24 protein-coding genes are annotated in these 25,067 nt (G+C 71.3%); 10 read left to right on the top strand and 14 right to left on the bottom strand.

Annotated features, from left to right (window positions below; translation table 11 throughout):
* Window positions 1–42 precede the first annotated feature (42 nt).
* Genes ccsB through ABZX85_RS44905 form a run of 4 tightly spaced genes read right to left on the bottom strand, consistent with a single transcriptional unit; the run spans window position 43 to window position 4,636 of the window.
* Complete coding sequence (ccsB, locus tag ABZX85_RS44920) at window positions 43–1,164, bottom strand: c-type cytochrome biogenesis protein CcsB (protein ID WP_355883266.1); 1,122 nt, start codon at window positions 1,162–1,164, stop codon at window positions 43–45.
* Entirely contained in the window at window positions 1,161–3,182 is a 2,022-nt protein-coding gene (locus tag ABZX85_RS44915) for a cytochrome c biogenesis protein ResB (protein ID WP_355883263.1), read from the bottom strand. The genes ccsB and ABZX85_RS44915 overlap by 4 nt, the downstream gene beginning before the upstream one ends.
* 3 nt (window positions 3,183–3,185) lie before the next feature.
* Complete coding sequence (locus tag ABZX85_RS44910; protein WP_355883320.1) at window positions 3,186–3,947, bottom strand: cytochrome c biogenesis protein CcdA; 762 nt, start codon at window positions 3,945–3,947, stop codon at window positions 3,186–3,188.
* A gap of 41 nt (window positions 3,948–3,988) precedes the next feature.
* Complete coding sequence (locus ABZX85_RS44905; protein WP_355883260.1) at window positions 3,989–4,636, bottom strand: TlpA disulfide reductase family protein; 648 nt, start codon at window positions 4,634–4,636, stop codon at window positions 3,989–3,991.
* Window positions 4,637–4,727: 91 nt separating this feature from the next.
* Here ABZX85_RS44905 and ABZX85_RS44900 point away from each other — a divergent pair, with 91 nt between their 5' ends.
* Window positions 4,728–5,276, top strand: coding sequence for a flavoprotein (locus ABZX85_RS44900; RefSeq protein ID WP_355883257.1), 549 nt, complete (start codon window positions 4,728–4,730; stop codon window positions 5,274–5,276).
* 36 nt (window positions 5,277–5,312) lie between these two features.
* Here ABZX85_RS44900 and ABZX85_RS44895 read toward each other — a convergent pair whose 3' ends face one another.
* Complete coding sequence (locus ABZX85_RS44895) at window positions 5,313–6,053, bottom strand: response regulator transcription factor (protein WP_355883254.1); 741 nt, start codon at window positions 6,051–6,053, stop codon at window positions 5,313–5,315.
* Window positions 6,050–7,315 (bottom strand): histidine kinase, encoded by a 1,266-nt coding sequence (locus tag ABZX85_RS44890; RefSeq protein ID WP_355883317.1) that lies wholly within the window; start codon window positions 7,313–7,315, stop codon window positions 6,050–6,052. Before ABZX85_RS44890 ends, ABZX85_RS44895 begins: the two co-directional genes overlap by 4 nt.
* A 283-nt stretch (window positions 7,316–7,598) precedes the next feature.
* Here ABZX85_RS44890 and ABZX85_RS44885 point away from each other — a divergent pair, with 283 nt between their 5' ends.
* Both ABZX85_RS44885 and ABZX85_RS44880 read left to right on the top strand, forming a co-directional pair.
* A complete protein-coding gene (locus tag ABZX85_RS44885; protein WP_355883252.1) occupies window positions 7,599–8,294 on the top strand; it encodes an ABC transporter ATP-binding protein in 696 nt (231 codons plus the stop codon).
* A complete protein-coding gene (locus ABZX85_RS44880) occupies window positions 8,291–10,648 on the top strand; it encodes an FtsX-like permease family protein (protein ID WP_355883249.1) in 2,358 nt (785 codons plus the stop codon). Before ABZX85_RS44885 ends, ABZX85_RS44880 begins: the two co-directional genes overlap by 4 nt.
* A gap of 14 nt (window positions 10,649–10,662) precedes the next feature.
* Here ABZX85_RS44880 and ABZX85_RS44875 read toward each other — a convergent pair whose 3' ends face one another.
* Entirely contained in the window at window positions 10,663–11,301 is a 639-nt protein-coding gene (locus tag ABZX85_RS44875; RefSeq protein ID WP_355883246.1) for a hypothetical protein, read from the bottom strand.
* 327 nt (window positions 11,302–11,628) lie between these two features.
* Here ABZX85_RS44875 and hemL point away from each other — a divergent pair, with 327 nt between their 5' ends.
* The 3 genes from hemL (at window position 11,629) to ABZX85_RS44860 (ending at window position 15,113) form a co-directional block, all read left to right on the top strand.
* A complete protein-coding gene (hemL, locus tag ABZX85_RS44870) occupies window positions 11,629–12,948 on the top strand; it encodes a glutamate-1-semialdehyde 2,1-aminomutase (protein ID WP_355883244.1) in 1,320 nt (439 codons plus the stop codon).
* Window positions 12,945–13,628 carry a histidine phosphatase family protein gene (locus tag ABZX85_RS44865; RefSeq protein ID WP_355883241.1) on the top strand — a complete coding sequence of 228 codons (684 nt, stop codon included), beginning with the start codon at window positions 12,945–12,947 and terminating at the stop codon, window positions 13,626–13,628. The genes hemL and ABZX85_RS44865 overlap by 4 nt, the downstream gene beginning before the upstream one ends.
* Window positions 13,629–13,778: 150 nt before the next feature.
* Window positions 13,779–15,113 (top strand): hypothetical protein, encoded by a 1,335-nt coding sequence (locus tag ABZX85_RS44860; RefSeq protein WP_355883238.1) that lies wholly within the window; start codon window positions 13,779–13,781, stop codon window positions 15,111–15,113.
* 54 nt (window positions 15,114–15,167) lie between these two features.
* On the opposite strand, the gene ABZX85_RS44855 is transcribed toward ABZX85_RS44860, so the two are convergent.
* The 5 genes from ABZX85_RS44855 to ABZX85_RS44835 form a co-directional block, all read right to left on the bottom strand.
* Window positions 15,168–16,433 (bottom strand): ArgE/DapE family deacylase, encoded by a 1,266-nt coding sequence (locus ABZX85_RS44855; protein WP_355883236.1) that lies wholly within the window; start codon window positions 16,431–16,433, stop codon window positions 15,168–15,170.
* A 332-nt stretch (window positions 16,434–16,765) separates the two neighbouring features.
* Window positions 16,766–18,178 carry a HAMP domain-containing sensor histidine kinase gene (locus tag ABZX85_RS44850; protein WP_355883233.1) on the bottom strand — a complete coding sequence of 471 codons (1,413 nt, stop codon included), beginning with the start codon at window positions 18,176–18,178 and terminating at the stop codon, window positions 16,766–16,768.
* Window positions 18,179–18,913: a response regulator transcription factor gene (locus ABZX85_RS44845; RefSeq protein WP_355883230.1), complete on the bottom strand. Its 735-nt coding sequence runs from the start codon at window positions 18,911–18,913 to the stop codon at window positions 18,179–18,181.
* A gap of 157 nt (window positions 18,914–19,070) precedes the next feature.
* Window positions 19,071–19,679, bottom strand: a complete 609-nt coding sequence (locus tag ABZX85_RS44840; protein ID WP_355883227.1) for an FMN reductase — start codon at window positions 19,677–19,679, stop codon at window positions 19,071–19,073.
* A complete protein-coding gene (locus tag ABZX85_RS44835) occupies window positions 19,676–20,779 on the bottom strand; it encodes an LLM class flavin-dependent oxidoreductase (protein ID WP_355883224.1) in 1,104 nt (367 codons plus the stop codon). Before ABZX85_RS44835 ends, ABZX85_RS44840 begins: the two co-directional genes overlap by 4 nt.
* An 89-nt stretch (window positions 20,780–20,868) precedes the next feature.
* Here ABZX85_RS44835 and ABZX85_RS44830 point away from each other — a divergent pair, with 89 nt between their 5' ends.
* Window positions 20,869–21,780, top strand: a complete 912-nt coding sequence (locus ABZX85_RS44830; protein WP_355883221.1) for a helix-turn-helix transcriptional regulator — start codon at window positions 20,869–20,871, stop codon at window positions 21,778–21,780.
* A 120-nt stretch (window positions 21,781–21,900) separates the two neighbouring features.
* On the opposite strand, the gene ABZX85_RS44825 is transcribed toward ABZX85_RS44830, so the two are convergent.
* On the bottom strand, window positions 21,901–22,758 hold the full coding sequence (locus ABZX85_RS44825; RefSeq protein WP_355883218.1) for a zinc-binding dehydrogenase: 858 nt from the start codon (window positions 22,756–22,758) through the stop codon (window positions 21,901–21,903).
* Window positions 22,759–22,889: 131 nt separating this feature from the next.
* Here ABZX85_RS44825 and ABZX85_RS44820 point away from each other — a divergent pair, with 131 nt between their 5' ends.
* Window positions 22,890–23,315, top strand: a complete 426-nt coding sequence (locus tag ABZX85_RS44820; RefSeq protein ID WP_355883215.1) for a helix-turn-helix domain-containing protein — start codon at window positions 22,890–22,892, stop codon at window positions 23,313–23,315.
* 68 nt (window positions 23,316–23,383) lie between these two features.
* Here the strand turns inward: ABZX85_RS44820 and ABZX85_RS44815 are convergent, their stop codons facing one another.
* Window positions 23,384–23,860 carry a hypothetical protein gene (locus tag ABZX85_RS44815; protein WP_355883212.1) on the bottom strand — a complete coding sequence of 159 codons (477 nt, stop codon included), beginning with the start codon at window positions 23,858–23,860 and terminating at the stop codon, window positions 23,384–23,386.
* 165 nt (window positions 23,861–24,025) lie between these two features.
* On the opposite strand from ABZX85_RS44815, the gene ABZX85_RS44810 reads away from it, so the two are divergent.
* Entirely contained in the window at window positions 24,026–24,790 is a 765-nt protein-coding gene (locus tag ABZX85_RS44810; RefSeq protein WP_355883210.1) for an SDR family oxidoreductase, read from the top strand.
* Window positions 24,790–25,020 carry a hypothetical protein gene (locus tag ABZX85_RS44805; protein WP_355883207.1) on the top strand — a complete coding sequence of 77 codons (231 nt, stop codon included), beginning with the start codon at window positions 24,790–24,792 and terminating at the stop codon, window positions 25,018–25,020. Before ABZX85_RS44810 ends, ABZX85_RS44805 begins: the two co-directional genes overlap by 1 nt.
* Window positions 25,021–25,067 lie beyond the last annotated feature (47 nt).

Genomic DNA, 25,067 nt, shown 5'->3' with positions numbered 1-25,067 from the left:
GGAACCGGCCTGTTGCTGCAAGCGGTTACACCCCGGCGGCGGTCACACCCCCGCGTACGAGTGCTTCCCGCTCACGAAGATGTTGACGCCGTAGTAGTTGAACAGCCAGCAGCCGAAGGCGAGCAGCGCGAGGTAGGCCGCCTTGCGCCCCTTCCAGCCGGCGGTGGCGCGGGCGTGCAGGTAGCAGGCGTAGCCGACCCACGTGATGAAGGACCAGGTCTCCTTCGGGTCCCAGCCCCAGTACCGGCCCCACGCGTCGCCCGCCCAGATCGCGCCCGCGATGATCGTGAACGTCCAGAGCGGGAAGACCGCCGCGTTGACGCGGTACGCGAACTTGTCGAGGGACGCGGAGGCGGGGAGCCGGTCGAGCACCGAGTTCGCGAACCTGCCGGGCGTACCGCCGCTCGCGAGCTTGTTCTCGTAGCTGTCCTTGAAGAGGTAAAGGATCGTGGCGACCGCGCCGACGTAGAAGACCGCGCCGCACAGGATGGCCGTCGAGACGTGGATGTACAGCCAGTACGAGTGCAGCGCTGGGACGAGCTGGTCGCTGGCCGTGTAGAGAACGGTTACCGCGAGACCGAGGTCCAGCAGCACCGTCGTGATGAGGAAGAGGCCGAGCCAGCGGACGTTCTTCCGCAGCGCCAGCAGCGTCAGGTAGACGCCGACCGCGACCGTCGAGAACGTGATGTTGAACTCGTACATGTTGCCCCACGGCGCCCGCTCCACCGAGGCCGCGCGGGTGATGACGCCGCTCAGCTCGACGAGGAAGGCGAGGACCGTGAGGGAGATCGCGATCCGGCCGTAGAGGTCGCCCTGCTCGTCCCCGCCGTGCGCGCCGGGCCCGTCCGGGACGTCCCGCGCGCCGGAGGCGGACCGGACGACGACCTGCGGCCGTTCGAGTACGGCGGTCCCGCCGGCCTGCTTGACCGTCACGGCCGGCGCCTTCTTCTTGGCGGCGGCAGCGGCGGCCGGGGTCAGCGCGGCGGCCGTGCGGCCGACCTTGCTGCGGCTGCCGAAGAGCCATTCGGCGATGTACGCGAAGAAGGCCAGGGTGTAGACGGCCATCGAGGAGTAGATCAGCGTGTTGCTGATGTTGGCGAGGTGTTCGTTGGTGGCGGCGGCCAGTTCCGTCGATGCGGCGAGGCCCGTCGTGGCGAGAGTCACTTCTCAGACCCTTCGGAAGGGACAGCTTGGGGGGTGTCGGCGTCGGGGGGTGTGAGGGAGTCGGAGGGGGACTCGGCGGAACCGGCGGACCCGGGGGACTCGGCGGACCCGGGGGACTCGGCGGCCTCGGGGGTGGCCCCTGACGCGGAGTCGGGGGCGCTCTGGGGGTCGGTCTCAGGGGCGCTCTCGGGGGCGCTCTCAGGATCGGAGTCCGCCCCGGAGACACCCCCTGAGCCCGCCCCTGACGCGGACCCCGAGCCGGACTCGGGGTCGGTCTCCGGCTCCGGCTCCGGCTCCGGTTCGGCCTCCCCCACCCCCGGCGCCCGCTCGTACACCCCGTCCGCCAACTGCCCCAGCTCCTCCGGGACCTTGGCCGACTCACTGCGCCCGAGCCCGGCCATCTCGACGAGGGTCACCCCGTCGGGACCGGTCACCGCGCGGACCCAGACCCGGCGGCGCTGGACGAAGAGGGAGGCGGCGAGACCGAAGATCGCGGCGACGGCGCCGGCCAGCGCCCAGCCGCCGCCCGGGTCCTGGACGACCTGGAAGTTCGCCCACTCCTTGGTGCCCTCGTAGGTGATCGTCCCGGCGCCGTTCGGCAGCGTCATCGTCTTGCCGGGCGTCAGGTTCTCCCGGAGCTGGGCGCCCTTGGCGTCCTTGAACTCCTTCATGTGGGACTTGTCGAGCTGGTAGACGCTCTGCGGGATGCCCGAGTCGACGCCGAGGTCACCGTGGTAGCCGACGACGTTCATGATCGGGTTGATCAGCGCGGGGAACGTGGACGCCAGTTCGTTGCCCTTGGTGTACGTCGGCAGGAAGAACAGCTGGAAACCGAGCTGTTCGGTCTTGCCCTTCGCGTCCTGGTAGCCGTCCATGACCTTGACGACACCGGAGGACGTGACGTTGTTGTCCAGCGGCAGCAGCGGCACCGCGTCGCGGTAGACGACCTTGCCCTTGCCGTCGCGGACGGTGACGACGGGGGCGTACCCGTGAGCCGTCAGGTAGACCTTGGCGGCGCCGATCTCCAGCGGGTGGTTGACCTTGACGACGGTCTGCTCGTCCTTGCCGTAGGCGCCCTCGCTGTACGTGAGAGCTGCCTCGTAGGTACGGGGGGTACCCCGGTTGGGGCCGGTCAGCTCGTACGTACCCGTGAACTTCTTGAGGGTGAAGCTGAACGGGACCAGGTCCTCGCCGGTGTCGAAGAGGTTGCCGGACTTGAAGTCGTCGTACTGCGGGAGGACGTTGGAGAAGCCGTCGCCCTCGACGATCAGCTTGTTGCCCTCGGACTTGAAGAGCTGCCCCCACGCGAAGGCGACCAGCAGGACGATCAGCGCGATGTGGAAGGCGAGGTTGCCGACCTCCCGGAAGTACCCTTTCTCGGCGGCGACCGCGTCCCCGACGACGTGCGCCCGGAAGCGCCGCTTCTTCAGCAGCGCGAGCGCGGTCTCCCGTACCTCCTCGGGACTGGCCTCCGTACGCCACGAGGTGTACGCCGGAAGTCTCGTCAGCCTTTTGGGGGCGCCCGGCGGGCGGGAGCGGAGCTGGCCGACGAACTGCCAGGTGCGCGGGACGATGCAGCCGATCAGGGAGACGAACAGCAGGATGTAGATCGCCGAGAACCACACCGAGCTGTAGACGTGGAAGAGGCCGACCTTGTCGTAGATCGGCCCGAGCGTGGTGTGCGCCTTGCGGAAGTCGGCGACCTTCGTGGCGTCGCTGCCGGTCTGCGGGATCAGCGAGCCGGGGATCGCGGCGAGCGCGAGCAGCAGCAGGAGGAGCAGGGCGACGCGCATCGAGGTGAGCTGGCGCCAGAACCAGCGGGCCCAGCCGACGACGCCGAGCGCGGGGACGTTCAGGGACTCCTCGGGGGCCGTGGAGAGCTTGGTGCTCGCGTCCTCCCGAGCGTCGCTCGAAGCGGCGTCCTCCCGAGCGTCACTCGCAGCGGCGTCCGCCACGACCTCGTTCGAAGCGGCGTCCGCCGAAGCCTGGTCCGTCGGCGTCGGACTGGTCTTGCTCATGGATCAGATCCCTACAACGAAGCCGTTGGACCAGGACTGCATGTCCTGCACCATGCCGTCCCAGATGCCGGTCAGCAGCAGCAGGCCGGTCACGATCATCATCGTGCCGCCGACCCGCATCACCCAGACGTAGTGCCGCTTGACCCAGGAGAAGGCCCCCAGCGCCTTGCGGAAGGCGACCGCCGCGAGCACGAACGGTACGCCCAGACCCAGACAGTAGGCGACGGTCAGGACCGCGCCGCGGCCGGCACTGGACTGCTGCGAGGAGAGGGCCAGTACGGAGGCGAGGGTCGGGCCGATGCAGGGGGTCCAGCCGATGCCGAACAGGGCGCCCAGCAGGGGGGCGCCGAGGAGGCCGGTGACCGGCCGCTTGTGGACGCGGAACTCGCGCTGCGTCATCCAGGGCATCAGGCCCATGAAGAACACACCCATGAGGATCATGAGCGTGCCGAGCACCTTGGACAGGACGTCCTTGTTGGCCTGGAGGGTGTCGCCGAAGTACCCGAACAGGGCGCCGCTGGAGACGAAGACGACCGTGAAGCCGAGGACGAAGAGGGAGGCGCCGGCGACCATGCGGCCCCGGCGGGCCTCCGCGAGGTCGGTGCCGCTGATGCCGGTGACGTACGACAGATACCCAGGTACCAGGGGTAGCACGCAGGGCGAGAAGAAGGAGACGAGGCCGCCGAGCAGGGCGATGGGGAGGGCCAGTATCAGGGCGCCGTTGAGGACGGTGCCGTTCAGCTCACCGACGGCGATCGTGTTCATGGTGAGGGAGTTCACGGCGAGGGAGTTCATGGCGAGGGGACTCACGCCTTCTCCGCGAGCACCGGGGCGATCATCTCCCGCAGCCGTTCCTCGCTCAGCGGGGACAGCGAGCGGGCGGCGATCTTGCCCTCACGGTCGATGACGAGCGTCGAGGGGATCGTCTGGAGGTTGAGCGTCCCCTTCTTGAACCGCAGGAGCAGCTTGCCGGTGGGGTCCGACAGGCTCGGGTACGTCACGCCCATCTGCTTCTCGAAGGCGAGGGCGTTGTCGTTGTTCGTGTCCCGGGTGTTGATCCCGACGAACTGCACGCCCTGGCTCTTGAGGCTCTCGGACACCTTCTGGAACCCCGGCGCCTCGGCCCGGCAGGGCGAGCACCAGGAGCCCCAGACGTTGAGTACGACGATCTTGCCCTTGTACGACGCGACGTCGAGCTGGGGCCCGGTGACGGTCTTGCCCGACAGCTCGGGCGCCGCGTCCCGCTGCCCCGCCTTCACCCGGGCGATCCCGTCGGTCCCCATCACGAAGTGCGTGTCCCCGCCCCCGCCGGAGGTCCCTCCCGACGAGCAGGCGGACAGCACCAGCCCGCCCACGACGGCACCGGCCGCCATCGTCAGGACGGCCCGGCGCGACCGTGGCCGGTTCTCAAAGACGCTGTTCGAACGCCGGGATGCGCGGCTGGCGGCACTCATGTGAAAAGTTTCGCATGCCCGTTCTGAGGATCTTGCCCACCCCCCTCCCCACGGAAAAACCGCACTTCAGCCCCCGAAAAAGGAACCCTCCATGAGCCAACCGGCCGCCCCGCGGAAGAACCCGTTCCTGTACGTCGTCGTCTGCGCCTGCGGCATAGCCGGCGACGTGGGCGACCTGATCGCCGCCGCACAGCACCGCGGCTGGGACGTGGGAGTCGTCGCCACCCCCCGGGCCCTCCCCTTCCTGGACACCGAGGCGATCGAGTCCCGCACGGGCTACCCGATCCGCTCCGCCTGGCGCGCCCCCGGCGAGGCCCGCCCCCTCCCGCCGGCCGACGCGATCGCCGTGGCCCCGGCCACCTTCAACACGATCAACAAATGGGCCGCCGGCATCACCGACACCCTCGCCTTCGGCATCCTCTGCGAGGCGTACGGCACCGGCACCCCCACCGCCGTCCTGCCGCACCTGAACTCCGCCCTCGCCGCACACCCCGCCTACACCCGCAGCCTGGACACCCTGCGCGACATGGGCGTCCTCGTCAGCTCCACCGCGCCTCACCGCCCCAAGTCAGCAGGAGGCGGCGGGAACCCGTTCCGCTGGGAAGAGGCCCTCGAACTCCTCGCCGCCGCCCCGCGCTAGCGACGTACCGAACCGGCCTGCGATCACCCCCGTCCTTCACCGGTCCCCGTCCGCGCCGAGGGGTGCGGTCTGTGCCGTGGGGCTGACCAGGCCGCTCTGGTAGGCGAGGACGACGGCCTGGACCCGGTCGCGGAGCCGGAGTTTGGCGAGGACGCGGCCGACGTGGGTCTTGACGGTGGTCTCGGCCAGGTGGAGACGGTCGGCGAGTTCGGTGTTGCTCAGCCCCTGGGCGAGCAGGCGCAGGACTTCGAGTTCGCGGCGGGTCAGCAGCGTCAGGTCGCGGTGGAGCACCGCGGCGCCGGGGCCCGGAGCCCGCTCGCCGGCCGGCAGCCGCGAACTCGCGGCCTGGCGCGCGTATCTCTCGACGAGGCGGCGGGTGATGGCCGGTGCGAGCAGGGCGTCGCCGGTGCGGACCAGGCGGACGGCGGAGACGAGGTGTTCGGGGGTGACGTCCTTGAGGAGGAATCCGCTGGCACCGGCGGAGAGGGCCGCGTAGACGAGGTCGTCCAGGTCGAACGTGGTCAGGATGATCACGCGGGGCGGGTCGGAATCGTCCGTGTCCAGGATGCGGCGGGTGGCCTCGAGGCCGTCCAGTTCCGGCATCCGGATGTCCATGAGGACGACATCGGGCCGCAGCCGCCGGACCGCGTCGACGGCCTCGGCCCCGTTGGGCACCTCGGCGACCACGTCGATGCCGTGCGCGGTGAGGATCATCCGGAAGCCGGTGCGGACCAGGGCCTGGTCGTCGGCGACGACCACACGCGGCAGGCCGGTCACACCGCCTCCAGCGGGATGAGCGCGGTGACGCGGTAGCCGCCGGTGAGCCGCCGGCCGGCGTCCAGGGTGCCACCGTAGGCGGCCAGCCGCTCGCGCAGGCCGGTCAGCCCGCGGCCGTTGCCGGTGGCCGCGGACTCCGACGGACCGCCACCCGTGTCGGTGACCTCCACGCGGAGCCGGCCGGCCTCGTACGCGACGGTCACCGTCACGCTCGCGCCGGTGGCGTGCTTCACCGTGTTCGTCAGCGCCTCCTGTACGACGCGGTAGGCGGCCAGCCCGATGCCGAACGGCACCTCGTCCGGCACACCGGTGACGGACAACTCGACCGGGACGCCGGTCCGGCGCACCCGCGCGACCAGGGAGTCCAGCTGGCCGATGCCGGGTTGAGGCGCGAGGTCCACGGCGCCGTCGTCCATGTCCATGGTGAGCAGCCCGATCGCGTGCCGCAGTTCGGCCATGGCCGCCCGGCCGCCGGCCTCGGCGGCGAGGAGCGCCTCGCGGGCCCGCTCCGGGTCCGTGTCCAGCACGGTGCGGGCCGCGCCGGTCTGGATGACCATCATGCTGACGTTGTGGGTGACCACGTCGTGCAGGTCGCGCGCGATACGCGCCCGCTCCCGCTCGGCCGCGCGCCGCAGCTCCTCGGCCCGCTCACGTTCCAGTACGGCCGTCCGCGCCCGGCTCTCGTCGGTCCGAAGCCGCCAGGTACGCAGCCCGAGGGTCGCCACGAGGAGCGGTACGAGGATCAGCAGCGGGACGTACTGGTTGGGCACCGGCGTCGACGGCGAGACCATCACCCCGTCGGTGTCACCGGCGACGGCGAGCACCAGCACCAGCAGGCCCACCAGCGTGGCCGCCCGGTACGGACTGTAGGCCGCGGCGCTGTAGGCGGCGATGACGCAGGCGTAGAAGACGAGCCGCCGCGCGTCGTGGGGCGTCAGGACGGCCGCGCCCGTCACGATCCACAGCGCGGTCAGCGGATACCTGCGGCGCACGACCAGCGGCGCCCAGGCGAGCGCGGCCAGTGCCACGGCGCCGATCACGCTGCCCGTCCGCGTCGCGCGGACGAGGGGAGCGATGCCGTCGGTCGAGTCCCGCACGAGGGAAGCGCCGCTGTTCACGGCCCAGTCGAGCAGCACGGTCCCGCAGACCAGCACCAGGACCGCGTCGAAGACGAGGGCGCGCCGGGTGGGGCGCGGCAGTGGGCCGGTCCGGCGCCTGAGCAGCCTGCTCCCGTCCCGCAGCGGGTGCCTGAGCAGCCCGATGCCCTCCTGGAGCGGGCGCTTCAGCCGCCTGACCCCGTCCTCCAGCCGGTGTGCCACCGCCACGCTCGTCACCGGGGCATTCTGGCCGACGCGCGGGCGCCGGGACATCCTCCCTGCTGACCACCCGCGCCTTCCCCGTGTCCTTCTGTCGTCTACGCCTCAGGGATGACGGAGGAGAACCTCGTCCCCTCGTGCCACGGAAATGCCTCGGCCGGCCGACGCGCCCGCCCGCGCCGCGCACCTAGCGTCCGACGGGCCAGCAGTACGGACCGAGGGAGTTGCCATGACCGCGCCGGTGATCGAGTTGTGCGACGTGAGCCGCAGATACGACGAGGGGCCGCCGGCCCTGCGCGACGTGTCGCTGACCGTGCGGGCCGGCGAGGCGGTCTCGGTCCTCGGCCCGTCCGGCAGCGGCAAGTCCACGCTGCTCAACCTGATCGCGGGGCTGGACCGCCCGGACAGCGGGACGGTCACGGTGGACGGCGTACGGGTGGACGGACTCGGCGAGGCCGCGGCGGCGCGCCACCGGCGGGACCGGATCGGCATGGTCTTCCAGTTCTTCAACCTCCTCGACGACCTGACCGTCGCCGACAACGTCGTCCTGCCCGCCCAGCTCGCGGGCATGGGGCGCGGCGAGGCGGCACGGCGCGCGACGGAGCTCCTGGAGGTGCTCGGCGTCGACCGGCACGCCGGCGCCTTTCCGGGCCGGTTGTCCGGCGGCGAGCGGCAACGCGTCGCGGTGGCGCGGGCGTTGATGAACCGGCCCGCGCTGCTGCTGGCCGACGAGCCGACCGGCGCGCTGGACAGCGCTTCCGGCGAGGACGTCGGCCGGCTGCTCGCCGACCTCAACGCCGACGGCCAGACCATCGTCGTCGTCACGCACGATCTCGCCCTGGCCCGGTCCTGCACCACACGTACGATCCGGCTCGTGGACGGCGGGATCACGGCCGACACCGGCGCCGTGGAGTCGGCCCGATGAGCGCGCTGAGCCGGGTGGTGCGCTCGGGCGTGGGACGCCGCCGGGTGCCGGCGGTCGTGATCGGCCTGGCCACGCTGATGGCGGTGGCCGCGTCCGTCCTGGGCGGCATGCTCCTCGTGGTCTCGGGTGCGCCGTTCGACGACGCCTTCGCCCGGCGGCACGGGGCGCACCTGTCCGTGCGGTTCGACGCGAGCCGGGTGAGCGCGCTCCAGGTGTCGGCCTCCGCGAAGTCCGCGGGCGTGACCGGCGTGGCCGGCCCGTTCCGTACGGCGACGGTCACCCCGCACACGGACGGCGGCCCGGACGCGTGGCCGATGACCGTGGTGGGCCGTGCCGGGCCCGGGGGCGACGTCGACGAGATCGCGCTGCTGGACGGGCGGTGGGCCGTCCGCCCCGGCGAAGTCGTCCTGTCCGCCGACTCCTCGCTGCGGCCGACGCTCGGCCTGCGGCTCACCTTCCCCGCGCTGCCGGGAGACCCGGCGCTGACGGTGGTCGGCGTGGCCCGCTCGGTCACCGGCACCGCCGACCTCTGGGTCGTCCCGTCCCAGCTGGACGCGCTCGCCCCGGCCGGCGGCGCCCGCGCCTACCAGATGCTCTACCGGTTCACTGCCGCGGACACCGCCGCCCAGGTCGCCGACGGCCGCAGGTCCGTGACGGCGTCCATGCCCCAGGGGGCGGTGACCGGGGAACAGTCCTGGCTGACCGTCAGAGAGACCGTCGAGCGCGACACCGCGCTGTTCGTCCCGTTCCTGCTCGCGTTCGGTGTGCTGGGGCTGGTCATGTCGGCGCTGGTCGTCGGCAACGTGGTCGCGGCAGCCGCCGGCTCCGCGCCGCGCCGGATCGGCATCCTCAAGGCCGTCGGTTTCACGCCGGGGCAGGTCGTACGGGCCTACGTCGCCCAGGCACTGGTCCCTGCCGCGTGCGGCGCCGTGCTGGGCGTCGTGGCGGGCCGCCTGCTCGCCGTCCCCGTCCTGGCCGAGACCGAGGAGGTCTACGGCTCGACGTCCCCGGCGGTCGCCCCCTGGGTCGACGCGGCCGTGCTCGCCGGGGCGCTGGGCCTGGTGGCGGTGACGGCGTGGGCGGGCGCGTGGCGGGCCGGGCGGCTGCGTACGGTCGACGCGCTCGCGGCGGGACGGGCCGCGCGGCCGGGACGCGGTCGCGGGGCGGTCCGGCTGGCCGGGCGGCTGCCGCTGCCGCGGCCGGTCGGCCTGGGTCTGGCGCGGCCCTTCGCCCGGCCCGCCCGGGCGCTGGCGATGGGCACGGCGATCGTGTTCGGTGCCACGGCCGTCACCTTCACCACCGGTCTGGGCGCGTCACTGGCCGAGGTCACGAAGGCCAGGGCGCACGACGTCGCCGATGTCACCGTGGCGGCGCCGCTGCCCGAGCCGGGCCCCGACGGACCGTTGCCCCGGAAGCAGCCCCCGGCCGATCCGGCCGCGGTCGCCGCGGTGATCGACGCCCGGCCCGGAACCGCCCGGCGCTACTCCAGCGCCACGACACGGGCGGCCGTCTCCGGCACGACCGGCACCACCGCCGTCGTCGCCTTCACCGGTGACGCCTCCTGGGGCGGCTACACGATGGTCTCCGGCCGCTGGTTCACGCGGCCGGGCGAGGCCGTGGTGCCCGCCCCCTTCCTGACCGCCACCGGAACCCGGATCGGGGACACCGTCACGCTGAACGGTCTGGGGGAGGAGCCCGGCGTCCGGGTACGGATCGTCGGCGAGGTCCTCGACACCCGCAACGACGGCATGGAGGTCTTCACCGACACCGCGACCCTCACGGCCGCGCACCCCGACCTGACCGACACCACCCAGCACATCGCGGTGAGGTCCGGCACCGACGCGGCTGCCTACGCCACCGCGCTGAACGAGGTCCTGGAACCACTGGGCGTCACCGCCCGGGCGGGCGGCCCCGACCGCGGCAGCTCCACGGCCCTCACCCTCAACGCGCTGTCCGCGACCCTCACCCTGATGCTCGTCGCCGTCGCCGCCCTCGGTGTACTCAACGGCGTGGTCCTGGACACCCGCGAGCGCGTCCGCGAGCTGGGCATCCACAAGGCGCTCGGCATGACACCCCGGCAGACCGTCACGGCGGTCATCGCCTCGGTCCTCCTGACCGGCCTGGCCGGCGGCGCCCTCGGCGTGCCCGTCGGCGTCGCCCTCCACCACTGGATCGTGCCCGCCATGGGACACAGCGCCGGTCTGAACCTGCCCGACTCCGTCGTCGCCGTCTACCACGCGCCCCAACTGGCCCTGCTCGTCCTCGGCGGCCCGCTCATCGCGGTCCTCGGCGCCCTGCCACCGGCCACCCGAACCGCCCGAACCCACACCGCGACCGCCCTGCGCACCGAGTAGAGGAAAACCCCGCCTCAGGGCCAGACGAGGCAGTACGGCTGATGTCCCGCCTCATGCAGCCGATGACTGAAGTCCTGCCACTCATGCAGCAGTTGGTACACATTGAACGCATCCCGAGGCCCCCCACGATCAGGCACCGTCGACCAGATGAAGGCCGCCGCCCCGACCGCCTCCTCGCCTATGTCGCGGAGGGGGTCGACGACGGTCATCGGCAGTTTCACGACCGCGTAGTCGGGGTGGAGGACGACGAGTTCGAGGGGCGGGACCTTGTGGAGGGGGACGCCCTCGATGCCCGTGAGGACCATCGCGGCCATCGTCTCCGGCTTGATCTTCGTGAACATGCCGTTCATCCCGAGCTCGTCGCCGCCGAGTTCCTCGGGCCGCATGGAGATGGGGACGCGGGCCGCCGTAGCGCCGTCGGGGGCACCGAAATACTTGTACGTCACGCCCACCCGACCACCGTTCCTGCTCCCCGCCCGGAGGCGGTCGATCCCGGGGCCGATCAGCCGACCGATCTCCTCGGACTCGCCCTGTGCCTGAAATGTCTGCTGTGCTTCGTCTGCTTCCTCCGCGTCGCGCCGGTGCCTTCCCCGCCGGGCACGGCGAGGACCCAGGTCATCGGTCCCCTCGCCCAGTCCGCCACCGCGATGCATATCTCCACCCGACTGCTTTTCTAGGACGCGCGGTACCTCCCGCGCAACCCGATCATCGTGTCAGTGACCTCCCCCACGGCCGCCCGCCGAAACGTGCGGTGAAACATCGTGTCCGCGGGATCGTCCCGGTCCCCGTTCAGTACGGCCCGTGTGAGCTGTATGTATCAGATCCCAGTTTCTCAGATCCCGACACCCGCCCCGCCTGCCTCCCGGCACCCGCCCCCGACCGCCTCCACGAGCCCTGCCCCCCGATACCCGTAGTACCCCTGGCCTACCCTGAGAAGGTCTCACCCCGTAGTCCTCAGCAAGCCGGAGAAGCCGCAGGTCATGAGCGAACAGCCCTATTCATACGACGCACCCGCCTCCCAGGCCCTGTTCGACCGCGCCGCAGCCGTCACCCCGGGCGGCGTGAACTCCCCGGTCCGCGCCTTCAAGGCCGTCGGCGGCACCCCCCGCTTCATGGTCTCCGGGACCGGCCCCTACCTCACCGACGCGGACGGCCGCGAGTACGTCGACCTCGTCTGCTCCTGGGGCCCGATGATCCTCGGCCACTCCCACCCCGAGGTCATCGCCGCCGTCCAGGACGCCGTTTCACGTGGAACCTCCTTCGGCACCCCCGGCGAGGGAGAGGTCGCCCTCGCCGAGGAGATGACCGCCCGCATCGCCCCCCTGGAGCAGGTCCGCCTCGTCTCCAGCGGCACCGAGGCGACGATGTCCGCGATCCGCCTGGCCCGCGGCTTCACCCGCCGCGCGAAGGTCGTGAAGTTCGCCGGCTGTTACCACGGTCACGTCGACGCCCTGCTCGCCGCCGCCGGCTCCGGCGTCGCCACCTTCGCGCTCCCCGACACCCCGGGTGTCACGGGCGCGCAGGCCGGCGACACGATCGTCCTCCCCTACAACGACCTCGACGCCGTCCGCGAGGCGTTCCGGCTGCACGACGGCGAGATCGCCTGCGTGATCACCGAGGCGTCGCCGGGCAACATGGGCGTCGTCCCGCCGCTGCCGGGCTTCAACCAGGGCCTCAAGGACCTGTGCGCGGCGAACGGCGCGCTGTACATCTCGGACGAGGTGATGACGGGGTTCCGGACGAGCCGCGCGGGCTGGTTCGGGGTCGACGGCGTCGTACCGGATCTCATGACCTTCGGGAAGGTCATGGGCGGCGGCTTCCCGGCGGCGGCGTTCGGCGGGCGGGCGGACGTCATGGCGCACCTCGCCCCCGCCGGCCCCGTCTACCAGGCGGGCACCCTCTCGGGGAACCCGGTCGCGACGGCCGCCGGCCTCGCCCAGCTGCGCCTGCTGGACGACGCGGCGTACGACAAGCTCGGCGCCGTCTCCGGGCAGATCCAGGCGCTGGTCTCGCAGGCGCTGACCAAGGAGGGCGTCGCGCACACCGTGCAGAGCGCCTCCAACATGTTCTCGGTCTTCTTCACCGACCGTCCGGTGCGTACGTACGACGACGCGAAGGCGCAGGAGTCGTACCGTTTCACCGCGTTCTTCCACTCCCTTCTGGCGAACGGCGTCTACCTGCCGCCGTCGTCGTTCGAGTCGTGGTTCGTGTCCACGGCGCACGACGAGCGTGCCGTCCAGAGAATCGCCGACGCCCTCCCGGCGGCGGCCAGAGCAGCCGCGGAGGCCACGGCAGCATGAGCACAGCCAAGGAACTCACCGTCGTCCACCTGATGCGGCACGGCGAGGTGCACAACCCCGAGGGCATCCTGTACGGGCGGCTGCCGGGGTACCACCTCTCCGAGCTGGGCCGGCAGATGGCCGACCGGGTCGCCGAGCACCTCTCCGTCAGGGATGTCACCTACGTGGTCGCCTCCCCGCTGGAGCGCGCGCAGGAGACGGCGACGCCGATCGCGAAGGCGCACGGACTCGACCTCGCGACCGACTCGCGGCTGATCGAGGCGGGCAACTTCTTCCAGGGCAAGACGTTCGGGGTCGGCGACGGGGCGCTGAAGAAGCCGGAGAACTGGCGGCATCTCGTGAACCCGTTCAAGCCGTCCTGGGGCGAGCCGTACATCGATCAAGTCGTGCGGATGAAGGGGGCGTTGGACGCGGCCCGGGACCAGGCGCGGGGCCGTGAGGCCGTGCTCGTCAGCCACCAGCTGCCGATCTGGATCGTCCGCTCCTACGTCGAGCGGCGGCGGCTGTGGCACGACCCGCGCAGGCGGCAGTGCACGCTGGCCTCGCTGACGACCTTCACGTACGAGGGGGACCGGATCGTCTCCGTCGGGTACTCCGAGCCCGCGATCGACCTGGTTCCGGCGCATCTGCGGGCCGGGGCGAAGCCGGTGAAGGGTAAGGACAAGGCATTCGGGGCGTAAGGGTTTCCCCGTAGTACCTGAGGCCCTTGCGACGTCGGCCGGATTCGGTTGCTTCTGTTACCAAACCTGGAACTCCTGAGGGAACCTCTTCGTTCTGCACCTCCTCTGAATGAGTGAACCATCCAGAGAAACGTGACGAACGGAAGGTCCATGCGCACTGTCACCCGAAGGGGAGCAATAGGACTCGGGGCGGGCGCCGCCGCCGCGGCGGGGCTCTCCGCCTGCGGCACGTCCTCCGGGGGTTCCGGCTCCGGCGACGACAGCCCGTCCGCGAGCGGCTCCCCGAAGGGCAGCGACAAGCCCAGCGCCCCGGCGAAGCCCATCGGGGACGGCTCGACGTCGTTCACCGGCAAGCAGCCGCACCAGCCGGCCAAGCCGGTGCCGCTGGAGGCCGGCGAGGAGCCGCCGCAGTTCGTGATCTTCTCCTGGGACGGCGCGGGCGAGGTCGGCAACGGCCTCTTCCCCCGCTTCCTGGACCTCGCCAAGGAACACGGCGCGTCCATGACGTTCTTCCTCTCCGGGCTCTACCTGCTGCCGGAGAGCCAGAAGCGGCGGTACGAACCGCCGAACAACCGGCGCGGCGCCTCGGACATCGGCTACCTCACCGACGACCACGTCAAGGCGACCCTGACGAACGTCCGCCGCGCCTGGCTCGAAGGGCACGAGATCGGGACGCACTTCAACGGGCACTTCTGCGGCGAGGCGCACGGCTCGGTGAAGTGGTGGACGGCCAAGCAGTGGCGCAGCGAGATCGACCAGGCGAAAGCATTCGTCAAGGAGTGGCGGACGAACACGGGCTGGACGGATCTGCCGGCGCTCCCCTTCGACTACGACAAGGAGCTGGTCGGCGCGCGCACGCCGTGCCTGCTCGGCCAGGACAACCTGCTGCCGACCGCCCGCGAGCTGGGCTGGCGCTACGACGCGTCCTCGCCCGGCGGGCGCCAGGTCTGGCCGAAGAAGCGGCAGGGGATATGGGACCTGCCGCTCCAGGCGATACCTTTCCCCGGCCGTAAGTTCGAGGTCCTCTCGATGGACTACAACATGATGGCCAACCAGTCCCTGAACTCCACGAAGGCCCCGGCGCACAACTACCCGGGCTGGCGCAAGCAGTCCGCGGGCGCCTACATCCAGGGCTTCCAGCGCGCCTACACCACCAACCGCGCGCCCTTCTTCATCGGCAACCACTTCGAGCAGTGGAACGGCGGGATCTACATGGACTCCGTCGAAGAAGCGTTCAAGCACATCGCCGCGGAGAAGGAGAAGGGCGCGGACGTCCGCATGGTCTCCTTCCGCCAGTTCGTCGACTGGATGGACGTCCAGAAGCCCGAGGTCCTGGAGAAGCTCCGCAAGCTGGACGTCGGCCAGACCCCGACGGGCGGCTGGAAGGCGTTCATGACGGAGAGCACGGGGACGGCGGGGGCGTCCGCGGGTAGTACGGGTACGGGTACCACCACGCAGACGATGGGGTCGACGGCGGCCTACTAGGGGGACTACGGGTACTAAGGGTACGAGGGACCGCGCGCCGGCCCCTCAGTCCCCTCAGCGCGTCCCCAGCTCCCGCAGCACGGTCAGCGCCAGCGCACGGGCCACCCCGACCGTCTCCCGCACCGACACCGCCTCCCGCGCGCTGTGGGCGACGGCGATGTCCCCAGGCCCGTACTGGAGCGTGGGGACACCGGCCCCGGCGTACAGCCGGAGATCACTCCCGTAGGTCGCACCGCGCTCCCGGGGTACGACGCCCTGGTGCGTGTCGGCGTGGGCTTTCTGTACGACGTCCAGGAGCCGGTGTCCCTCAGGGAGCCGCCCGCTGGCGAACTGGCCGCCGGGCCAGGTCACTTCGGCGGGGTGGTCCCTCAACCACGCGTCCTGGGCGCAGGCTTCGGCGACGCACGCCTCGAACGCGGCCCGCGCGTCGGCGGGGTCCTCACCGAGCCGTACGCCCAACCGGCCCTCGGCGACGAGGAGATCGGGCACGCTGCTGGCCCAGTCCCCGGCGCGGAGGGTGCCGACGGAGAGGGAGTAGGGGATCGGGTACTCGGCGAGCAGGGCGTCGGCGTCACGATTGCGCTCCGCCTCAAGTCGCCCCAGCGCACGGTGGATCGGCAGAAACGCGTCGATCGCGCTCACCCCCTCCTCCCGCGAACTCGCGTGCGCGGCAAGCCCCGGGACGGCGAGCCGGAACGTGAGCGCCCCCGCGTTGGCGGTCACCACGGTCCCCCCGGTCGGCTCGGAGATCACACAAGCACCCCCGGTGTGCCCCCGCTTGAGCGTCCCGAACGCCCCGATCCCCCCGTCCTCCTCCCCGACGACGAAGTGCACCCCGAGCGTCCCCCGCAACCGCACCCCCGAGTCCCGCAACGCCCCCAGCACGGCCAACTGCGCGGCCAGCCCGGCCTTCATGTCGCAAGCGCCCCGCCCATGCACCAGATCCCCCCGCACCCGCGCCACGAACGGGTCCCCCTCCCAGGCGGCCGGGTCCCCCGCGGGCACGACATCGACATGCCCCTGAAGCACCAGCCCAGCCGACCCCCCAGCTGACCCGTAATACCCCACCACCCCCCAAGCCTCCTCCCGCTCCACCTCAAGCCCCGGAAACCCCGGATCGGCATACAACTCCCCCAGATCCATCGACCACAGATCCACCTCCGCCCCCAACTCCCCCAACTTCCGCGCCAACACCTGCTGAATCTCCGACTCCGCCGCACTCCCCGTCACACTCGGCACCCCCACCAACTCCACCAACGTCCCCACCAACGCCGCTTCATCGATCGCCTCCAACACAGCGGCCTCCTGCTCGGTGTACACGCGCCTGTACCTCCCTGGTCCTAGGGGGCCACGGCGGCCACCTCGAACGCATACTTACTCACCCGCACCACCCCCAACCCTCCAGGGGCGCGGGGCTGCATCAATCCGCGGCTCCGCCGCGCAGGCGCGACACCCCCCCACGAATCCGCACTCACCCCCGAACCGCAACCACGTCTCTTAGGGGCGCGGGGCTGCATCTGATCTGCGGCTCCGCCGCGCGGGCGCGACAAGCCACAACGAACCCGCACCCAACCCCCAACCCCCACCACATCCTTCAGGGGCGCGGGGAACTGCGCGACAAGCCACAACGCACCCGCACCCGCCCACTCACCTCACCCACCCCCCACAGTGAACCCAATAACCGACCCACCCCCCGCCCTCCGATGCGCATACGGCGTCCCCCCATGCGACAACGCCACCTCCCGCACGATCGACAACCCCAGCCCCGACCCCGGCAACGACCGCGCATCGGCGGCCCGGTAGAACCGGTCGAAGACCCGCGTGAGATCGTCCTCGGAAATCCCGGGCCCCCGGTCCAGCACTTCGACCCGCACGGTCCCGGGCCGAGCCGGCCCGGTGACGCTGATCTCGATCGGCCCCTTCCCCTCCCGATCGAACTTGGCGGCGTTCTCAACGAGGTTGGAGACGGCCCGCTGCAAGGACCCGGGCCGCCCATCGGTCGTCGTATCCCCACTGACCCGCACGACGATGTCCCGCCCGCTCCGCCGCCGAACCACCCCGGCGACCTCCTCCGCGATGTCGGCGAGATCGACCCGCTGCGGCGGCTCGGCGTCGGACTGCCCGGCCGCGAGATCGACGAGCTCGTTGACGAGATCGGTCAACTCCCGCGCCTCCTGCCCGAGATCGGCGACCAACTCCTCCCGCGTGGAGAGCGGCAGTTCGTCTATCCGCCGCAGCAGAGAGATGTTCGTACGGAGCGACGTCAACGGCGTACGCAACTCGTGCCCGGCGTCCTGGACGAGCCGCCGCTGATCCTCCTCGGACTGCGCGAGCCGCCCCAGCATCCGGTCGAAGGCCCGCCCGAGCCGCCCGACCTCGTCGTACCCGGTGACGGGAACCTGGATGCCCAGACGGCGAGTTCGGGCGACGTCCTCCGCGGCCATGGTCAGCACGACGAGCCGCCGGGTGATCCGCCGCGCCAGCCACCAGCCGAACAGCCCGGCGGCGGTGACGACAACCGCCATGAGCGCGAAGGTGCGTTGCTGAAGGTTGCGCAGCAAGTCCTCGGTACCGCTGAACTCCTGGGCGACCTGCACGGCCCCCCAGCCCCGCCCGAGGGAGACGGTGGCGATGCGGTAGACGTCGTCCCCGACGTTGACGTCCTTGTGCTCGACGAGCGTCCCGGCGACGGTCGCACCGGCGATCTCCCGGTCCCCGTCGGTGACGGGCAGCTTCGGCTGCCCGGGATCGACGACCTGCCCCCCGGAGCCGAGGACCTGCACGTTCGTCCGCGCGGGCCGCACCAGATCGTGCCCGGGCGCGGACGACGAGAAGTCCTCCGGCGTCATCTTCTGCTGCCGCACCTCGTCCCGCAGATCCTGCACGACCTCGCTGAAGACGGACTGCTGGTCGACGCGGACGAGCCGGGCGGCGGCGTTGTACGACAGGATGCCGACGAGCATCGTGACGGCGGCGGTGACGGCCGCGAAGGACACCGCGAACGTCGTCCCGAGCGCGGCGAGCCCCGGCCGCCGATGCTCGACGAGCCGCCGCAACCGGCCCACTCAGTCCTCCCTGAGGACGTACCCCACACCTCTTACGGTGTGAATCAGCTGAGGGGCGCCGGGCTCGTCGAGTTTTCGCCGCAGATACCCCACGTAGACGGCGAGGTTCTTCGAGCCGGGCCCGAAGTCGTAGCCCCAGATCCGGTCGTAGATGGTGGAGTGGTCGAGGACGATCCCCGAGTTGCGGACGAGGAGTTCGAGCAGCTCGAACTCGGTCCGGGTCAGTTCGAGTTCGCGCGCCCCGCGCCAGGCCCGCCGCGCCTGGGGGTCCATGCGCAGGCCCGCGGCCTCGATGTGCCGGTCGGACACGGGCGGCTCCTTGGGAGCGGGTGCGCTGGCCGGGACCGCGGCGGGGACGGCGGCGGCGGTGCCGCTGCGCCGCATGAGGGCGCGCAGCCGGGCGAACACCTCCTCGACGTCGAAGGGCTTGACGACGTAGTCGTCGGCGCCCGCGTCGAGTCCCGCGATCCGGTCGGCGGTCTCGACGAGCGCGGTCAGCATGAGGATGGGGGTGCGGTCACCCTCGGCCCGTAGTACCCGGCATACCTGGAGCCCGTCGATACCGGGCATCATCACGTCGAGGACGAGCACGTCCGGCGGTGACTTGTGCGCGTGCGCCAGCGCTTCCACACCGTCCGCCACCGCCGTGACCTGATACCCCTCCAGCGTCAGCGCCCGCTCCAGGGCATGGCGGATGGCTCGGTCGTCTTCGGCAAGCAGCACGGTCTGAGGCACTGGTCCAGTCTGCCAAGCCGAACCCGTCTCCACCCGCGGCGACCGCCATGACGATCACCCTTTTTACCTGCCTCTCACCGTGTCGGAGGCAACCGGAGATCCCCCCGTACCGAAGTACTAGGGGGAATCCTCAGAGACAGCCCGTAATACCTCCGCGTCAGCCCGTAGTACCCCCGCCGAGCGCCGCGAGCCGCTGCTCGAACGGTACGACGACCTCGAACTCGTCCCGCGCCTCAGGCACCCGCGCCACCGACAGCCCGCGCATCAGCGTGCCCAGCTCCCCGGCCGCCCGCTCGATCCGCTCGGGCAGCCCCTGCGCGCCCCAGTCCTCGGAGGCGGCGTAGACCCCGGTGGGGACGACGACGGCCCGCAGGTAGGAGAAGAGGGGCCGCAGCGCGTGGTCGAGGACGAGGGAGTGCCGGGCGGTCCCGCCGGTCGCGGCGACCAGCACCGGCTTCCCGGCCAGCGAGTCCTTCTCCAGCAGATCGAAGAACGACTTGAACAGCCCGCTGTACGAAGCGGAGAAGACGGGGGTGACGACGATCAGCCCGTCGGCCGCGACGACCGTCTCGAAAGCGGCCCGCAGTCCGGCGCCGGGAAATCCGCTGACGAAATTCTGCGCGATCTCGACGGCGAGTTCCCGCAGCTCGACGAATTCCACCTCGACGCCGGGAACCTGCTGCCCCACGGCGGCGGAGAGCCGCTCCCCGAGCAGCCGGGTGGACGACGGAACACTCAGCCCGGCGGAAACGACGACCAGCTTCATGACGTGCCCTCCTCGGAATTGTCCTCGGCGTTCTTCCTCGCCAGCAGCGATTCGTGCGTGGGCGCCTCCGGGACGTCCGTCCCGCGCCCGACGGCGAATTCCTTCCGCAGCACCGGCACGACCTCCTCGCCCAGCATGTCGAGCTGTTCGAGGACGGTCTTCAGCGGCAGCCCCGCGTGGTCGACGAGGAACAGCTGACGCTGGTAATCCCCGGCGTACTCACGGAACTTGAGCGTCTTCTCGATGACCTGCTCCGGCGTCCCCACGGTCAGCGGGGTCTGCGCGGAGAAGTCCTCCAGGGAGGGCCCGTGCCCGTAGACCGGCGCGACGTCGAAATACGGCCGGAATTCCCGGACGGCGTCCTGCGAGTTCTTCCGCATGAACACATGGCCGCCGAGTCCGACGATCGCCTGTTCCGCCGTCCCGTGCCCGTAGTGGGCGAACCGCGCCCGGTACAGGTCGATCATCCGCTTGGTGTGGTCGGCGGGCCAGAAGATGTTGTTGTGAAAGAAACCGTCACCGTAATACGCGGCCTGTTCCGCGATTTCCGGCGACCGGATGGAACCGTGCCAGACGAACGGCGGGACGTCGTCCAGCGGCCGGGGCGTCGAGGTGAACCCCTGGAGCGCCGTACGGAATTTCCCTTCCCAGTTCACGACGTCCTCGCGCCACAGGCGGCGCAGCAGGGCGTAGTTCTCGATCGCCAGGTTGATGCCCTCGCGGATGTCCTGCCCGAACCACGGGTAGACCGGCCCGGTGTTGCCGCGGCCCATCATCAGGTCGACGCGGCCGTCGGCCAGGTGCTGGAGCATCGCGAAGTCCTCGGCGATCTTCACCGGGTCGTTCGTCGTGATCAGGGTGGTGGAGGTGGAGAGGATCAGCTTCTCGGTCCGCGCGGCGACGTAGCCGAGCATCGTGGTGGGCGAGGACGGCACGAACGGCGGGTTGTGGTGCTCGCCGGTCGCGAAGACGTCGAGTCCGACCTCCTCGGCCTTGAGCGCGATGGCGACCATCGCCTTGATCCGCTCACGCTCGGTCGGCGTCCGCCCGGTCGTGGGGTCCGGCGTGACGTCACCGACGGTGAAGATCCCGAACTGCATGCCCGCTCACCCTCCAAGTTGTTGACCGTTGAACTATATCGCCGGAACGCGTCCCTCTCCAGCGGTATTCCCGGACGTACGATCCCCCCATGGCGGCCCCCCAGGACACCCGAGGCATCGTCGACCCGGCGGCCCTCCTCACCCGCGTCCGCTTCCGCCGCCGCCTCCCCGCACCCCCGCTGCGCCCGTACATCGAACGCTACTGGCTGATCGACTGGGACCTCCCCACCCCGTACACCTCAAGAGTGATCCCCCACCCCGCGGTCAACCTCACCTTCCAGTGGGACGGCCCCCGGACCGCCCCCTACACCGAGCTGACGGGCATCCCCCGGGGCCTCTACACCCGGACCCTGACGGGCCGAGGCAGGGTGTGCGGCGCGAAGTTCCGCCCGGGAGCGATCCGAGCCCTCCTCCCCGGACCACCCGCGACGCACTGGACCGGCAGAGTGCTGCCACTGGAGGAGGCACTACGGGAGGACCTGAGGGGTACGACGCCGGCGAGGCCGACGCCTCCGGGGGTGCCGGCGCCGGGGCCGACGCCTCCGAGGGTGCCGCCGGCGTCGTACCGAGACCCCCTCCCCGCCCTGGACCTCACCGCGCCCATGGACGACGACACCCGCGCCGCGGCCCTCGACGCCCACTTCCTCGCCCTCCCGCTCACCCCCGACCCCCAGATCGCCCAGGCCACCGCCCTGGTCGCCCTGATCCGTGAGACGCGTGACCTCCGCAGGGTCTCGGACGTGGCCGACGCCGCGAACCTCTCCGTCCGCTCCCTCCAGCGCCTCTTCGCGACCCACGTGGGCGTCACCCCGAAGTGGACGATCCTCCGCTACCGCCTGCACGAGGCCCTCGACCGGGCCACCACCGCCCCCGACCCCGACTGGCCCGCCCTGGCCGCCACCCTCGGCTACGCCGACCAGGCCCACCTGATCCGCGCGTTCACCAGAACCCTGGGGGTACCACCGGCGACGTACGCACAGGCGCTGGGGTCAGGGTCGTAGGAGTCGCAGGCGCCGGACGTCATACCCGTACGACCCTGAGCCCGCCCTCGGGGATACCCGTACCCCTCAGGAGCCACCCCTTCTCCTCCCCCGGGCACCCTCGGCACCCCCCAGCAACCCCTAGGGAACCAGCACCAGCCTCCCCCCGACCCCACCCCCGGCGAACCGCGTGTGCGCCGCGCCCGCCTCCTCCAGCCCGTACGTCCCGGCCACCCGGGTCGTCAGCACCCCCTCCTCCATGAGCTTCACCAGCTCGGCCAGCTGCGCCCCGTCGGCGGTGACCTGCACGGCGAAGGTCCGCACGCCCCGTACGGAAGCCGGCTCCCCCTGCGGCATCACCCCGGCGTAGACACCCCCGTCCCGCACCCACCCCAGCGCCGTCTCCCCCAGCACGGCCGCGTCGAGCACCCCGTCGAACTCCCCCTCGACGGAGCCGGCGAACTCCCCGTCCGCACCCCGCGCCAGCCCCGTCACCGCCAGCCCCCGATGCGCGGCGAGCTGCGCGGCGAACCCGCCGACACCCCCACCCGCGCCGGTCACCAGCAGCGACTGCCCGGCGCTCAACTCCATGGCGTCCAGGGCCTGGAGAGCCGTGAGCCCGTTCAGCGGCAGGGTGGACGCGTGCACGTCGTCGACCCCCACCGGCGCGACGGCGACCGCGTCGACGGGGACGACGACGTACTCCGCCTGCGCGCCGAGCGCCCCGGAGATCCCGTGGTCGAGGGCCACCACCCGGTCGCCCGGCGCCCACACGCTCGCGACCCCGGCCGCGTCCACGACACCCGCGGCGTCCCAGCCGAGCCCGACCTGCTTCCCGGCGCCCCCGAACGCCCCGGTCCGCACCGCGACGTCGACCGGGTTCAGCGCGGCGGCGGTCACCCTGATCCGCACCTCCCGCGCACCCGGCTCGGGCACCTCGGTCTCGACGACCTCCACGACCTCGGGCCCACCGAACCCCCGGACCACGACAGCACGCATGACAGCCAACTCCCTTTGATCTCAACCGAGTCGAGGGAACTTCCGCGCCCCCTCCACGGCAACCCTAGGAAGAGCTACTCTCCACAAGGAAGTAGTTACCCATAAGTGCGTATCTCCCCGGAGGGTGAGCCATGGCGACCACGACGGCGGCCGAACGCCGCGCACAGGCCCGTGTCGAGTACGACGCGTTCATCAAGGGCTGCGCCACGAACCAGCTCCTCGCCCGCCTGAGCGACAAGTGGGTCAGCCTCGTCGTCTGCGCCCTCGCCCCCGGCCCCCTCCGCTACAGCGACCTCGCCCGCAAACTGGCGGGCGTCAGCCCCAAGATGCTCACGCAGACGCTCCGCGCCCTCGAACGCGACGGTCTCCTCACCCGGGAGATCACCCCCTCGGTCCCGGTCCGCGTCGACTACGAACTCACCCCGCTCGGCCAGAGCCTCGCCCTCCTCCTCACGGCCGTGAAGGACTGGGCGGAGACTCACATGGACGAGGTCCACGTGGCCCGCGAGCACTACGACACGGAGAGCGCCGGCTCACCCGGCGTACTTCAGAAGTAGCCCCACGCGGCGTACCTCGGAAGCAGCCCCGCCCGGCGCACCCCGGAAGCAGCCCCACGCCGCGTACCTCAGAAGTAGTAGACGTCCCCCGTCTCCAGCACCAGCACCCGCTGCCGGTCGTTCGCCCGGTTCCGGTCGACGGTCCCCCCGCTCCACGCGGTCTCCACCTCCAGTACGACCTCCTCCGGCCGCCCCCTGAGACGTACCCCCACCTCGATCCGCTCCCCCGCCGAGTCCGCCGCCAGCGCCCCCGTCCGGCACACCACCTCCGCCGCCGCCACCCGCACACACCCGCCGGGCAACCGCTGCACCCCCGCCGCGAGCGGCACGGACCACCGCAGCCGCACCGCCGAATCCGGCACCCCCGAGGGCCCGTGATTCCGCGGCACGACCCGCACCTCCATCCGCCCGCCCTCCATCACGGCGTCCCCGTGAAACGAAAGATCAGCCTCGGCGACCACCCCCCACTCCCCAGCCACAGCACCCCCACCCCCGAACACCAGCCCAGCCACCGCAACCACCCCGACCGCAATGAACCTGCGCATACAACCACTCCTAGGTCGACCAAGGGCCACACAGGACATATCCCACACCCACCCCACCCCAGACCCCGCCCAACAGGTGAAGCCCCCACGCACCCGCACCCACCACCCCGCCTCCCCCCACCCCCACCTACTCTGGAACCCCATCGCCGCACCCCAGGAGCCCCCATGCCCTCCCCCGCGTCCCGCATCGCAGTAATCACCGGCGCGAGCAGCGGCATCGGCGCCGCGACGGCCCGCAAGCTGGCCCAGGCCGGCTACCGAGTCGTCCTCACGGCCCGCCGGGAGGACCGCATAGAGGCCCTGGCGAAGGAGATCACCGAGGCGGGCGGCTCGGCGACGGCATACCCCCTGGACGTCACGGACCGCACCGCCGTGGACGAGTTCGCCACCGCGTTCGAAACGATCGGCGTCCTCGTCAACAACGCCGGCGGAGCCCTCGGCAGCGACCCGGTCGCCACCGGCGACCCCGCCGACTGGCGCACGATGTACGAGACGAACGTCATCGGCACCCTCAACCTCACCCAGGCCCTCCTCCCCAAACTGGAGGCGAGCGGCGACGGCACGGTCGTGGTCGTCTCCTCGACCGCCGGCCACGGCACCTACGAGGGCGGCGCCGGCTACGTCGCCGCCAAGCACGGCGCCCACGTCCTCGCGGAAACCCTCCGCCTGGAGATCGTCGGCAAGCCCGTCCGCGTCATCGAGATCGCCCCCGGCATGGTCAAGACCGACGAGTTCGCCCTGACCCGCTTCGGCGGCGACAAGGAGAAAGCGGCGAAGGTGTACGAGGGCGTCGCCGAACCCCTCACCGCGGACGACGTGGCCGACACGATCACCTGGACGGTCACCCGCCCCAGCCACGTCAACGTGGACCTCCTGGTCCTGCGCCCCCGAGCCCAGGCGTCCAACACGAAGGTCCACCGGGACCTCTGATGCCCGACCACCCGACGAACGCCCCCACCCCCGACCCCGAGCCCACCCCCGGCCCTACCCCTGAGCCCGCCCCTGACTCCGACCCCGACCCCGAACGCGCCGCCGAACTCCGCCGCATCGCCCGCGAGACGAAGAACGAACGCCAGGTCTGGATCTACCTCGCCTACTTCTTCTTCGTCATCCACATCATCGCCTTCGTCATGATCTACGCGGTACGCCACGCGAAGTAACACCTTGGATATTCCTCTGAAGAAACGACCCACCATTAACCCGAACA

Origin of the sequence: Streptomyces sp. NPDC004539, from assembly GCF_040610055.1 — a bacterium.
In the GTDB taxonomy this organism is placed as follows: Bacteria; Actinomycetota; Actinomycetes; order Streptomycetales; family Streptomycetaceae; genus Streptomyces.
This window is presented reverse-complemented; position numbering and strand designations above follow the sequence as displayed.